This window comes from Hufsiella ginkgonis, assembly GCF_009834915.1.
GTDB classification, from domain to species: Bacteria; Bacteroidota; Bacteroidia; order Sphingobacteriales; family Sphingobacteriaceae; genus Hufsiella; species Hufsiella ginkgonis.
The window spans coordinates 1,112,192-1,125,917 of the sequence record NZ_WVHS01000002.1; the positions used below are offsets into that span (position 1 = coordinate 1,112,192).

A 13,726-nucleotide genomic window follows, 5' to 3' on the forward strand; every position below is an offset into this window, starting at 1 on the left:
AACCAGCTAAAGGACCTTTCGGTAATTTCCGGTTCCCAGGCGGAGAGCATCAAGAATCGCTCGATAACATCAGCGGTAAAGATTCGTACATCCGCAACCTGCAATCGGCTATCTCGCGAAAGATTCGCTCAACATGGCATTGGTTATGAACCTGAAAGGCGCTATAGGCAACCTCAACGACAAGGATATCAACATTAAAGTAAACAAAGGCGTAGTGTACATCGATATTTCCGATAAATTGCTGTTCCAGACCGGGAAATATGAAGTTACGGAGCCAGCCAAAGCAGTATTGGAAAAACCTCAATCGGCGTCGGCCAGTACTAATTAAGAGAATTGGAGGAGATCGAACGTTTTGGGCTTGCCAAGACGCATCCGTAGCTTCTTACTCGCTCCTTAGGCTCCGTACCGGGTTGGCAATCGCCGCCTTTACCGACTGGAAACTGATGGTAATCATCGCGATCAGCACCGATACCAGTGCAATGGCAGCAAAAACCAGCCAGCTCACTTCAATGCGGTAGGCAAAACCCTCCAGCCATTTGCTGATGGCATACCAGGCGATGGGCCACGCAATGAGGTTGGAAATGAGTACGAGCTTGATAAAATGCCCCGCAAGTAAGGCCACGATATTCCTGACGGATGCTCCCAGCACTTTTCTTACACCGATCTCTTTCACCCGCTTCTCCGCAGAATACGAAGCCAGGCCGAACAGACCCAGGCACGAGATAAAGATCGCCAGGCCGGCCAGCAGGCTCACGATTTTGCTCACCTGGTTATCGGCCTGGTAAACTTCCTCGAAATGATCGTCGAGAAACTGGTACTCGAAAGGGAAATCGGGCTGAATGGCCTGCCATGTTTGTTTTATAAATGCCAGCGATTCTTTTGCCTTCTGTCCGTTGATCTTAACAGACATATACCTGAAGCCCCAATCAGACTGGTTGAACATATACAAAGTTTCGATCTTATGATGCATCGAATTAAAGTTAAAATCCTTTGCGATCCCGGTGATCTTACCCAGCGAATCGACGCCGAATTGTTTACCGATAAGCGTTGACAATGCAGCTTTGGGATGATCCTTCAGCAGCTCCTTCGCCATGGCCTCGTTAATAATGTACTCGCGTCCGTTAGCCGACTTTTCATGCGAGAAGTTCTTCCCTTCCCGCAATTGGATGCCGTACAGGTCCAGGTAGTCGTGATCTACGATAAGACCCGTGGCCGTAATTTCGCGCACCGGGTCATTGCCATATTTAAAGATCACCCCACCCTGGTCGAGGTGGCTGCCGAGGTTATCAATAGAGCCGGTTACGCCGGAAATGAGGCTATTTCCCAGTAGTTCCTGCTTCAGCAAGGCATATTTTTGCGAGGTTACACGACTCAGGGGGATGGTCACCACCTGGCTGCGTACGAAGCCGGGATCCTTATCCTTCATAAAATGCAGCTGTTTCACTACGAAAATGGTGGCGATCATGAGGAACACTGCGCTGGTGAACTGCCCCACCACCAGCATATTGCGCAGGGAGCTTTTACCGCCGCCTGTATCGGTAACCCCCTTCAGCACCTTTACAGGTTGCACCGACGAAAGAAATAAAGCCGGGTAGATCCCAGACACCAGTCCCAAAAGCGCGGTTCCGCCAAGCACCGTCAGCAGCACTTTTACGTTGGTGAACAGCGGGAAATGCAGGTCGCGTAAACTGAGCCCGTTAATATACGGCAAAGCCAGCTCCACCAGGCCAATGGCGATCAGCAGCGCCATCATCGCCAGCATAAGGGTTTCGCCCAGGAATTGCCCGGCTAGCTGCGAGCGTTTCGCACCGATAGATTTACGCACGCCCACTTCTCTGGCGCGTTCCGCAGAACGGGCGGTAGAGAGATTCATAAAATTGATGGCTGCAATGGCCAGCACGATAAAGGCGATGATGGTAAACAACGCCGTGGTCTTTTTATCGAACTTCTGGAAGTTGAGGTAATCCAGGCCTATGTCTGCCGAACCGCCATGTACGTCCGTCAGCGGAAGCATAAAAAGCTCGTAATACGTAGCTTGGTCCGCGTTCATATGCCTTTTCAGGAATGAAGGGAACTTCTTCTCCAGCGAAGCAAGACTCGTGCCCGGAGCAAGCTCGAAGTAGGTATTCAGCCAGTTGCCACCCCATCTGTTCATCCACGACTGGTAGTTGGTGCTGATCGGGTAAATAGCATCGAACTGGATCTGCGAGTTTTGCGGTACATCGGCCAGCACACCCGTAACCACGAATCCAACGGTATCGGTGGCGTAATGCGTTACCGTTTTACCGACCGGGTCGGTATCGCCAAACAGCTTCTGCGCGGCAGCCTGTGTAAGTACCAGGCTGTTCGGTTTCTGGAGCACCGTGGCGCGATTTCCTTTAACCAGCTTAAAATCAAACAACTGCAGGAACGTCGAATCAACCGCCAATGCCTGTGGCAGGAACAGGCGCTTTTCCTGGTAAGTTACCTGGTACTGCTGGCCCCAGCTTACCCGTGTAAAATTCAGGATCTCGGGAAAATCGCTTTTAAGCGCCGGCCCCATCGGGTACATCGAAAGCGCCACCTTTTGCGACGCCAGCATGCCCGGGAATTTCTGCACCTCGTTGAGGCGGTAGAGATTCTTTGCATGGAAATTATCAAAGCTCCGCTCGTACGAGACAAACAGGAGTATCGTAATACAAGCCGCCATACCCACGGCCAGGCCGGCGATGTTAATGGCCGAGAAAACCTTATTCTTCCAGGTATTGCGCCATGCGGACCTGAGGTAACTTTTTATCATAACCGATCATTGCCAAAGTTCATACCATTTATGCATTTCATTAACTATCAGTTGATTACTACTTAAACACGCAATAGAGTGTTCATTTTCGCACAGGGAGCGCACGGTTTTGGACAGGAAATCACCTATATTACCCCGATCAAGCTTTTAGCTCCGCAAGGCATGAAATATCTCCACATCTTCGTACTACTGCTTTTTGGCTGCGGCGTTTGCGCCCAAACCGATTCTGTTTACCTGCTTAAGCCAACGCGTGTATTTGATGGCGAAACCATGCATACCGGCTGGGTGGTCCTGGTAAAAGGCAATACCATACAAGCCGCAGGCGCCATGCAGTTTAAGCTTCCTGCAGGAACCAGGGTGATCGAACTGCCCGGCACAACGTTACTGCCAGGGTTTATCGAAGGGCATTCCCATCTTTTCCTACACCCTTATAACGAAGCTTCGTGGAACGACCAGGTATTAAAAGAAAGCCGCTCGGAACGCACCGTAAGGGCCGTTACGCATGCGCGGGCCACGTTGATGGCGGGCTTCACCACTGTTCGCGACCTGGGTACAGAGGGGGCGGCATATGACGACGTAGGGTTAAAGCAATCCATCGGGAAAGAGATCACCCCCGGTCCGAGGATGATCATCGCCACGAAGGGCATCGTAGCCAAGGGAAGCTACGGCCCAAACTACGGCAACCCGGATCTCGACCTGCCGCAGGGCGCCGCCGAGGTAGGCAACGTACAGGAAATGGCTGCCGAAGTACGTAACCAGGTAAGCCGCGGGGCGGATGTGGTTAAGCTCTACGCAGATTATCGTTGGGGAGCGGGGGGAGCGCCGGCCGCTACATTTACCCTGGAAGAGATCGCCATGGCCGTTTCTATCGCCAAAAGCGGTGGCCGGCAAACGGCAGCGCATGCTTCAACCAAAGAAGGTATAAGGAGAGCGGTATCAGGCGGTGTATCTACCATCGAACACGGCGATTTCGGGGATGAAGAGATCTTCCGCCTGATGAAAGAAAAAGGAGTGGCCTTATGTCCCACGCTTGCCGCTAGCGATGCTACCCAACAATACAACGGGTGGAAGAAAGGAACGGAACCAGATCCGGAGCGTATCGTCGAAAAGAAAAAAAGCTTCCAGGCAGCATTGCGCAGCGGCGTTACCATCTGTATGGGAGGCGATGCAGGAGTGTTTAGTCACGGCACCAACGCCCGCGAAATGGAGCTGATGGTGCAATACGGCATGAAGCCACTCGACGTGCTCAAATCCGCTACCTCTGTAAACGCTTCGGTATTCGGCATCGGGGACCAGGTGGGCAGGGTGCAAAATGGCATGCTGGCCGACCTGGTGGCGGTACAGGGAGATCCTTCCCTCGACATCACGCGCACGCGCAACGTGATATTCGTGATGAAAGACGGGGTGATCTACCTTAAAAAGTGATATTTTTATGTATGAAACTACGACTGACCTTCCTGTTAATTCTCGCCGCTATCACAACCCATGCGCAGCTGAGCCCGCAGGAGCGCAAAATTATCGACTATGTAAACAGGAACCTGCCCGCGGCAGAGCAATTGCTGATCCAGACAGTGAACATTAACAGCGGCACCCTCAATAAAGAAGGCGTGCGCAGAACCGGCGATATTTTCCGGAAAGAATTCGACAAGATCGGCTTCACCACCGAATGGGTAAATCTCCCCGACTCACTGAATCGTGCCGGTCACCTGGTGGCGGTGCGCAAGGGCGCCAACGGAAAAAAGCGGCTGTTGCTTATCGGTCACCTGGATACCGTATTCGAGCTCGACATGAAGTTTTCGCCTTATACCAGGCTTAACGATTCCACAGCCACGGGGCAGGGCGCCAACGACATGAAGGGCGGCGACGTGATCATGATCGCCGCATTGCAGGCGCTTAACGCAACAGGGTCGTTAAAGGACGCCAGCATCATCGCTTACCTAACAGGTGACGAGGAAAAGCCGGGCCTCCCCTACAGCGTAGCCCGGGCGGATTTTATTGCCAAAGCAAAGATAAGCGATATATCCCTGGGCTTTGAAGGCGCACAGGGGCTCAATACGGTGGCTACGGCCCGCCGCGGGTCCAGCAGCTGGACATTGGGGGTGACCGCAAAAACGGGCCACTCTTCGGGCGTGTTCGGCAGGGGCTCCGGTTATGGCGCCATTTACGAAGCAGCCCGGGTAGTGAACAGCTTCCGCGAAGAGCTATCAGCCGAAAAATACCTCACATTTAACCCGGGCATGTTTATCGGCGGTACCGAGATCAAAAAAGATGCCGCACTGGTACGCGGCGAAACGGTTTCGAAAACCAATATCATTGCCCCGGAAGCATTGGTAACCGGCGACCTTCGGTTTATTACCGAAGCGCAAAAAGAAGCCGCCCGGGCAAAAATGTCGGCAATAGCCGCGCAAAACCTCAACGGTACAAAATCCTCGCTCACCTTTAGCGATGGTTACCCGGCCATGTCGCCTACCGCAGGCAATAACCGGCTGGTTACCGTGCTGGATAAGATCTCGAGGGATATGGGTATCGGTGCAACCAATGCCGGCGATCCCGGGTCGCGCGGGGCCGGAGACATTTCCTTCGTGGCGCAATACACCGATTGCTTAGACGGCCTCGGGGCTTCCGGCGGCGGCTCACACAATCCCGGCGAAACCATCAACCTTAAACAGTTTCCTTATTTGGTGCAGCGGGCGGCATTGCTTATTTATCGCCTGTCGTTAGAAGACAAGGAATAGAAAACAGCCAGGTCATAGCTGTAAAAGTGTAATTCGCTTAAACCTTTCGTCGTGCGTAAGCATTCAACCGGCATGAAACCATTTGTTATGTTCCTGGTCACACTATTCAAACAAATAATTGTGCTCTTATTTGTACCCCATCGCCTGCAGCTCGAACAGTTCTGCATACCTTCCCCGTTTAGCCAGGAGTTCTTCGTGACTGCCGATCTCCATCAACCGGCCTTTCTCGAGCACCAGGATCCTGTCGGCCATGCGCACGGTGGAGAACCGGTGAGAGATGAGCACGGCAGATTTTCCTTTCGTTAGCTCCGCGAACCGTTCGAACACCTGGTACTCGGCCCGGGCGTCGAGTGCCGCCGTGGGCTCATCAAGGATCAGCAACTGCGCATCTTTCATGTAGGCGCGGGCGAGTGCGATCTTTTGCCATTCGCCGCCTGAAAGCTCCACCCCATTGGCAAAACGTTTGCCAAGCACCTGGTCATATTGCCCGGGCAGCCTGTTGGCCAGCTCATCGGCCAGGCTCGACTTCGCGGCAGCCATGATCAGTTCCCGGTTATCCGCTTCGCGGATATTTCCTGCGGCGATATTTTGTGCCAACGTCATCTGGTAGCGGAGGTAATCCTGGAAAATAATGCCCATGTTCAGGCGGAGGTCGCTGAGGTCGTATTCCCTCAGGTCGACGCCGTCAAGCAGGATGCGGCCTTCGGTAGGATCATACAAGCGGGCGAGCAGCTTCACCAACGTCGTTTTGCCGGCGCCATTCTCACCGACAAGGGCCAGCTTTTCGCCCGGGTGAAGGGTAAAGCTCAGTCCCCGGTTTGCCCAGCGTTCGGAATTAAGGTAACGGAAGCCCACATTTTCGAACGTGAAACCGGTTTTTATGGGCCGTGGAAATGGCAGCGGGTTTGCCGCGGTCCGGATCTTGGGCTGGATCTCGAAAAACTCAAAGAAATCGCCGAGGTAAATGGCACCCTGCGAGATCCCGGTGAACCGCGTGAGGATCCCCTCGAGGTACCCCTTCATCTGCCGGAAGGAACCTGCCAGGAACGTCAGCTCGCCGATAGTCACACGTCCATTGATGGTACGCACCAGGATGATTACGTAGGCGGCATAGTAACCAACACTTCCTAACATGGAGAAGAAGACGCCCCAGGTAGCCCGGCGGATCACCAGCCTGCGGTTTTCGTTATAGAACTTCGCAGAAAGAGCGCGGAATCGTTCCACGATAAAATCAGAAAGGTCGAAGATCTTTATTTCTTTAGCCGTTTCATCACTTGCCCCAAGATAACGCACATAATCCAGCTCGCGGCGTTCGGGTGTTTGCCATCGGTTCATTACATAGGCCTGGTTATTAAAATGCGATTCGCCCAAAAAAGAAGGGATGATGGCCAGCAGCAGCAACGCGATCAGCCAGGGGCTAAACGCGAGCAATCCTACGGCAAGGAAACCCATAGTTACCAGGTCCTGCGCCTGGCTCATTACGGCTGAAAGTAAAAGGGTGCGCCCCACAGTTTGCTGCCGCGCACGTTCCAGCTTATCGTAAAACACCGAATCCTCAAACTGGTCGAGGTCCAGTTTCGCGGCGTGCCGCATGATCTTTACCGATGATTGGTTGGCGAACTGGTCGCCCAGCAAGCTGTCGCAAAGCGAGATGCCCCGACTAAGCGCGTCGGCGGCAATGGCCAGCCCGAACTCCAGCGCCACAAGCTCCCAGAGGCGCTCATGCGAAACACCGGCAGGCTCGCGGGTAAAAAGCACCACGTGATCGATGATCAGCTTGCCTACATACAGGATAGCCAGCGGCACCGCCGAGCGGAGCACCCGCAGCACAGCGCTGGTTATAACCAGGCCTGGGTTGGTTTTCCACACCAGCAGCAGGAACCTGGGCACATTGCCAAGCGCGCTTAGACGCTCCTTAAAAGTCGGTGTAGGTGCATCTTCGGGTTTCGGGTAAATTCGTGATCTTGCCATTTCGGGCAAAATTTAGGGAATTAATGGAGATTACGGGGCATCTGATCAAGTTAATATAAATCACGATATTTGCCCTATAATTTCACTTCTTCAAAAACGTTCCCATTATATGGATATCAAAAACACGCTCCAGGACGCTTACATTCACCATGTGCTGAACCATGGCGAACAACCTAAATCCGTATACCTGTTTGCAAAGGAGAACGGCATGGCCGAAGAAGAATTCTACAATTATTTCGGTTCTTTTGAAAGCATCGAGCACCAGACCTGGAAGGATTTTATGTCGCACACCATCGCCGAAGTAAAGAACCAGGAAATATGGGCGCAATACACCTCGCGCGAAAAAGCGCTCAGCCTGTTTTACAGTTTTATCCAGTTCATGAAAAGTAAACGCAGCTTTGCCACGTTCAGCCTGAAACAGGCAGGCAGGACCCTTGGCACGCGCCCCGTGCTGAAAGGACTGAAAACCGAATTTGAGAACTTCGGCACGGAGATCATCCGCGAAGGAATCGAATCCGGCGAACTGATGGACCGGCCCTTCTTCGCCAATAGATACAAAGATGCGTTGTGGGCACAATTCGGTTTCATCCTCAACTTTTGGCTCAACGATACCTCCGCCGGGTTTGATAAAACCGATGAGGCCATCGAGCGGGGCGTAAACGTAACTTATAACTTCTTCCAGCGGTCGCCGGTAGACGAGCTGTTCGACTACGGGAAATTCCTCGCAAAAAACTCAGGCATTAAAATGCCCTTCTGATCATGGCCGGAAAAGATGCAAGGGAGCAGGACAGCATTCCCACCAGCAAAGCAGAGCGATCTACTCAATTTGTAAAAACGGGACTTAAGATCGGCGGGAACTATGTAAAACACTACTCCAAAAAGCTGTTTAACCCTGACCTCAGCCGGGATGAGCTGAATGAAGACAACGCGACCGATATCTACGAGTCGCTCAGCAAACTGAAAGGCAGCGCACTTAAGGTGGCGCAGATGCTGAGTATGGATAAGAATATCCTGCCCAAAGCATATATCAACCAGTTTTCGAAATCGCAATATAATGCGCCTCCCCTTTCGGGCCCGCTGATCGTGCAAACCTTCAGGAAATTCTATGGAAAAACACCGGAACAGGTTTTCGACACGTTCAATATCCGGTCAACCAATGCGGCATCTATCGGACAGGTACACGAAGCCACCCTCAACCGGAAATGGCTGGCGGTAAAGATCCAGTATCCGGGGGTAGGTGATTCCATCACGTCAGACCTGAAGCTGATCAAACCCTTTGCGTTCCGTTTACTGGGCATGAGCGAAAAAGAACTGGACATTTACATGAAAGAGGTAGAAGAGCGCCTGCTCGAAGAAACCGACTACGAGCTGGAAGTACGCCGCTCCGTGGAGTTTTCGCAGGCCTGTGCCAACCTGCAAAATATCATATTCCCGACCTATTACCCGGAACTTTCCAGTAAGAGGACCATCACCATGGATTGGCTGGAGGGCATGCACCTGAAAGAATACCTGCAAACCAACCCTTCGCAGGAAGACCGAAACCGCATCGGGCAAGCCTTGTGGGATTTCTACAATTTCCAGCAGCACGAGCTGCGCGCCGTACACGCCGATCCCCACCCCGGGAATTTCCTGGTAACCCCGGATGGAAAGCTTGGCATCATCGACTTCGGTTGTATCAAGGTATTGCCCGACGATTTTTACTACCCGTTCTTTTCCCTCACCTCTTCCGGCTTTTTAGATGACCGCGAAAAAACACTCCGGGCATTCAGGGAGCTGGAGATGGTACAGCCGAACGACACCCCTGCACAGGTCGACTTTTACTACGAGATGTACTGCCAGATGATCGGGCTGTTTGCCAAACCGTATTCCACGGGTATATTTGATTTCACCGGAACGGAATTTTTCGAAGACATTTACCGCTACGGCGAAATGATCGCCCGGATGCCGGAGTTTAAGCAGGCCCGCGGGGTGAAACATTTCATCTATATTAACCGCACGAATTTCGGTTTGTACAATATCCTGCATGAACTGAAGGCAACCGTACGCACGGATACGTTCGTAGCCGACCTGGCCCTGCAGCATTAACACAAAAACATGGTCGCGGTATCCTGGTCAACCGAGTTTCTCTCTTCCCAACGCGTATCGGGTGACGACGAGGCCGACCGGTTTATCGAAACTCAATTTACCGATACATCGTCTAAACTGGCCTTTCAGCAATGGCTGAACAGCCTCGGAAGCAACGAAGCGCTCCGGCACCTCCCTGCGGCGTATCAATGTCCGCCGGTATCCCCGGCGCTGCAGCTCCCGGCCTGGGCGAACAGGCACATGATGGCCAATGGCGCCGCCTTCTTCGCTAAACACGCCGAACAGATCATGCAACTGCTCGGCCTCCTTTCCCTGCCCTATTGTTACGCAGCTGCAGATGGTGCAAAAGTGCTCCATCTCTCGCAACGGCTCACGCATGATGCAGGTAAGCGCCTTACCGATACCGCAAGTTTTGTATGGGACGTTTTATCGCCCAGGGCTTTCGCTCCTGGGGGAAAGGGATTTACCGCTATTTTGAAGATCAGGCTTACGCATGCCGCCGGGCGTTACTACCTGCTGCGTGCGGGAACCTGGGATTTTGCAGATGGCTATCCCATCAACCAGGAAGACATGGCCGGCACTAACCTCGCATTCTCCCTCATCGTGATCCGCGGGTTGCGTAAGCTCGGTCATTCCATTTCGTATGCGGACCAGCAAGCGTTCCTCCATTTATGGAATGTGATCGGTTCGCTGATGGGGATCCGGGAACCGCTCATTACACACGACGGGAAATCAGCCAATTTGCTCGAGCAGGCGATCAGGACGCGACATTTTAAAGCATCGGAACACGGGAGGGAACTGACGCGATCGCTGACTGCGTATTTTACCGGCGCCATCAGCTCCCGTGTTACGGAAAAAGAAATCCGCCAGCTGATGCGTTACCTGCTTGGCGACGAGCCCGCAAACCTGCTGGGAATAGACGAGCCGGTTCCTGTTCACCTGCCCTACCTGCTCAGGATCAATAGCGCCGTTCTCGCTTTCACACCCGGTGAAACCGCTGATGCGGCCTGGTACCGAAAATCCCGTACGTTTCAACGAAGGTGATGATGCCGGTGAAGCGCCGGCGTAGTCCGGATACTCCTTCGGCAGGTTCAGGGTGTTAGTTCCTTCGGCAAGCTCAGGGTGACAACTAATATGATCCGGGTATTAGCGTGATTTTGCCAGGGTTCAGCGGGAGCTGCGATCGAATTTTCCGGCATGTCAGCGCGGCATCCTGATCGGCAAGGACGATTCTATTATTCTTGATCCTGCTTGCGTATTTTTTGTGTGAAATAAAGCGCTTCGTTTCACGCAAAGAGGCGAAGGGGAAACTTTACAAACTCTTCTCTAACCGAACTGTTGTGCAACTATGGCAATTCAATCCGTTAATCCGGCTACCGGCAAAGTGATCAGAACTTACCGCGCTCACACTCCTGAACAGGTTACCAGAAAGATCTCGCAGGCCCATAAGGCCTGGCTTTCCTGGAAACAAACCACCTTTAATGAGCGTGCCGCGCTGCTCCGCAATATATCCTCGGTGCTGCATCGCCGCAAAGCGGAACTGGCAAACCTGATGGCGCTGGAAATGGGCAAGCCGATAAAACAGGGCATCGCCGAGATAGAGAAATGCGCCACGGTTTGCGACTACTATGCAAAGAACGGCGCAACCTTCCTGGCCGACGGGCCGGTAAAAACAGAAGCCGCCAAAAGCTATGTTTCCTTTCAACCGCTGGGCGTTGTACTCGCCGTAATGCCCTGGAACTTCCCTTTCTGGCAGGTGTTCCGCTTCCTCGCGCCTGCGCTGATGGCGGGGAACTGCGGCGTGCTTAAACACGCATCAAACGTACCGGGCTGTGCGCTGGTCATCGAGGAGATGCTGGCAGATGCCGGCTTTCCCGAACACGTTTTTAAAACCCTCCTTGTTAGCGGCAAAGAAGCAGGCGCCGTGATCGAAAACCCGCTGGTGAAAGCGGTAACTCTTACCGGTAGTACTTCCGCGGGGACGGAAGTGGCGACCAAAGCTGCATCACTCTTAAAGAAAACCGTGCTTGAGCTCGGCGGCAGCGACCCTTACATTGTGCTGGAAGATGCCGATCTCGAGCTGGCCTCCCGTGTATGTGCAGACAGCCGCCTGATCAACAGCGGCCAGAGTTGTATTGCCGCCAAGCGATTTATCGTGGTTAAGCAGGTGGAAAAAGCGTTCACCAGGCTTTTTGTGGAAAAAATGTCGGCCAAAAAGCTGGGAGATCCAAGGGAGGAAGACACCGACATTGGCCCGCAGGCACGCACCGATCTCCGCGACCAGCTTCACCGGCAGGTAGGCGACTCCATTGGCAAGGGCGCCCGCCTGGTATTGGGCGGAAAGATCCCAAAGGGCAAGGGCGCATACTATCCGGTTACCGTTCTCACCCAGGTAAAAAAGGGCGCACCGGCTTATGACGATGAGCTGTTTGGCCCTGTTGCGGCCATCATATCCGCAAAAAACGAGGCCGATGCCATCCGCATCGCGAACGACACACCCTTTGGATTAGGCGCCGCCGTGTTTACCAACGACCTGCAAAAAGGCGAACGTATCGCCCGGCTGGAGCTAAACGCGGGCTCCTGCTTCGTCAACACGCAGGTAATGTCAGACCCAAGGCTGCCATTTGGCGGCATCAACGCCTCCGGCTACGGGCGCGAGCTCGGCCTGTACGGAATTCATGAATTTGTGAATATTAAAACGGTGTATGTTAAATAGACGGGTTGATTAAAACTCCCGGCCCGCATTCCACCCCTCCAAATAATCCGCTATCCTTCTCAGGAAGGAGCCGCCCAGCGCACCGTCGACCACGCGGTGGTCATAAGACAGCGAAAGATAGGTCATATGACGGATAGCGATCATATCACCGTCGGGGGTTTCTATTACCGCGGGCTTTTTCTTGATCACGCCGATGGCGAGGATAGCTACCTGGGGCTGGTTAATGATGGGGGTGCCCATCACATTGCCAAAGGTACCCACATTGGTGATGGTAAAGGTACCGTCTTTTACTTCGTCGGGCTGCAGCTTATTGTTACGGGCGCGGTTGGCCAGGTCGTTCACGGTTTTGGTGAGGCCGACGAGGCTCAGGAAGTCCGCGTTCCTGATCACCGGGACGATCAGGTTACCCGAAGGCAGCGCAGTAGCCATACCGATGTTGATATCGCGTTTCCTGATGATCTTCGTGCCGTCTACCGACACGTTGATCATCGGCATATCCCTGATGGCTTTCGCTACCGCTTCGATAAAGATGGGCGTAAACGTGATCTTCTGTCCCTCGCGTTTTTCAAAGCTGTTCTTCACGCGATCGCGCCATTTCACAATATTCGTTACGTCGGCCTCCACGAACGAGGTTACGTGCGGCGAGGTTTGCTTGCTCATCACCATGTGGTCGGAGATGAGGCGGCGCATGCGGTCCATTTCGATGATCTCGATGTTGCCGGTTGCGGGCGGCGGCTGTTGGCTGCCGGCTGACGGCTTGTTTACACCTGTTTTAAGAGCTTCAGCTTCTTTTGACGGGGCTGGAGCAGGCTCTTCGGCTTTCGACGCTTCATTCAGGGCTCCGGGGCCCGCGGTTTCTGCGCCGGGTTTCCTGTTCTTTACATAGCCCAGGAGGTCTTCCTTGGTCAATCGTCCTTCAGAGCCGCTTCCGGTGATCTTTTCAAGCTCTTCGGGTGAAATACCTTCTTCGGCTGCAATACTTTTCACCAATGGTGAGTAAAACCTGCCGGACACCGTTGCGGGTGCTGCGGCAGTTGTTTCCCGTTTCCCGGGCTCGGGTTGCGCCTGACTGAGCATGTCCATGCCCGGAAAAATGTCCTCCAACGGGATTCCCGGTTCGACCGGTTCGACCGCGGGTGCATTTTCGCCCACCGTGTCTCCCCCGGCTGGTGTTGCTGCTGCTGCTGCCGTTTCTATCAGTGCGATCACGTCGCCTACCTGCACCACCTCCTCTTCTTTATATAACTGGCTTATCAAACGACCGCTAACGGGAGAAGGCACTTCTGAATCTACCTTATCTGTGGCGATCTCCAATACCGCTTCGTCCTCGCTGATCATATCGCCGGGTTTCTTCAACCATTTGATCACGGTCGCTTCGGCAACGCTTTCGCCCATTTTTGGAAGTAGTAATTCAATTTGTGCCATGGATGTGTTTGGTTA

Annotated in this window: 10 protein-coding genes; 7 read left to right on the plus strand and 3 right to left on the minus strand. The window is 53.4% G+C overall.

Features of this window, described 5'->3' with window-relative positions; genetic code table 11:
* Positions 1-133: 133 nt before the first annotated feature.
* Positions 134-328, plus strand: coding sequence for a hypothetical protein (locus tag GS398_RS22270; RefSeq protein WP_202406025.1), 195 nt, complete (start codon positions 134-136; stop codon positions 326-328).
* Between the two features lie 54 nt (positions 329-382).
* Here GS398_RS22270 and GS398_RS11770 read toward each other — a convergent pair whose 3' ends face one another.
* Positions 383-2,779, minus strand: coding sequence for an ABC transporter permease (locus GS398_RS11770; RefSeq protein ID WP_160906948.1), 2,397 nt, complete (start codon positions 2,777-2,779; stop codon positions 383-385).
* Positions 2,780-2,857: 78 nt separating this feature from the next.
* On the opposite strand from GS398_RS11770, the gene GS398_RS11775 reads away from it, so the two are divergent.
* Positions 2,858-4,204 (plus strand): metal-dependent hydrolase family protein, encoded by a 1,347-nt coding sequence (locus tag GS398_RS11775; protein WP_202406026.1) that lies wholly within the window; start codon positions 2,858-2,860, stop codon positions 4,202-4,204.
* An 11-nt stretch (positions 4,205-4,215) separates the two neighbouring features.
* Entirely contained in the window at positions 4,216-5,514 is a 1,299-nt protein-coding gene (locus tag GS398_RS11780) for a M20/M25/M40 family metallo-hydrolase (protein WP_160906949.1), read from the plus strand.
* 126 nt (positions 5,515-5,640) lie between these two features.
* Here GS398_RS11780 and GS398_RS11785 read toward each other — a convergent pair whose 3' ends face one another.
* Positions 5,641-7,485: an ABC transporter ATP-binding protein gene (locus GS398_RS11785; protein ID WP_160906950.1), complete on the minus strand. Its 1,845-nt coding sequence runs from the start codon at positions 7,483-7,485 to the stop codon at positions 5,641-5,643.
* A gap of 109 nt (positions 7,486-7,594) precedes the next feature.
* Between GS398_RS11785 and GS398_RS11790 the strand changes: the two genes are divergently transcribed.
* The 4 genes from GS398_RS11790 (at position 7,595) to GS398_RS11805 (ending at position 12,286) form a co-directional block, all read left to right on the plus strand.
* A complete protein-coding gene (locus tag GS398_RS11790) occupies positions 7,595-8,242 on the plus strand; it encodes a TetR/AcrR family transcriptional regulator (RefSeq protein WP_160906951.1) in 648 nt (215 codons plus the stop codon).
* Between the two features lie 2 nt (positions 8,243-8,244).
* Positions 8,245-9,570 carry an ABC1 kinase family protein gene (locus GS398_RS11795; RefSeq protein WP_160906952.1) on the plus strand — a complete coding sequence of 442 codons (1,326 nt, stop codon included), beginning with the start codon at positions 8,245-8,247 and terminating at the stop codon, positions 9,568-9,570.
* A 9-nt stretch (positions 9,571-9,579) separates the two neighbouring features.
* Positions 9,580-10,614, plus strand: coding sequence for an oxygenase MpaB family protein (locus GS398_RS11800; protein ID WP_160906953.1), 1,035 nt, complete (start codon positions 9,580-9,582; stop codon positions 10,612-10,614).
* Between the two features lie 304 nt (positions 10,615-10,918).
* Entirely contained in the window at positions 10,919-12,286 is a 1,368-nt protein-coding gene (locus GS398_RS11805) for an NAD-dependent succinate-semialdehyde dehydrogenase (RefSeq protein ID WP_160906954.1), read from the plus strand.
* 9 nt (positions 12,287-12,295) lie between these two features.
* On the opposite strand, the gene GS398_RS11810 is transcribed toward GS398_RS11805, so the two are convergent.
* A complete protein-coding gene (locus tag GS398_RS11810; protein WP_160906955.1) occupies positions 12,296-13,711 on the minus strand; it encodes a dihydrolipoamide acetyltransferase family protein in 1,416 nt (471 codons plus the stop codon).
* Between the last annotated feature and the right edge of the window lie 15 nt (positions 13,712-13,726).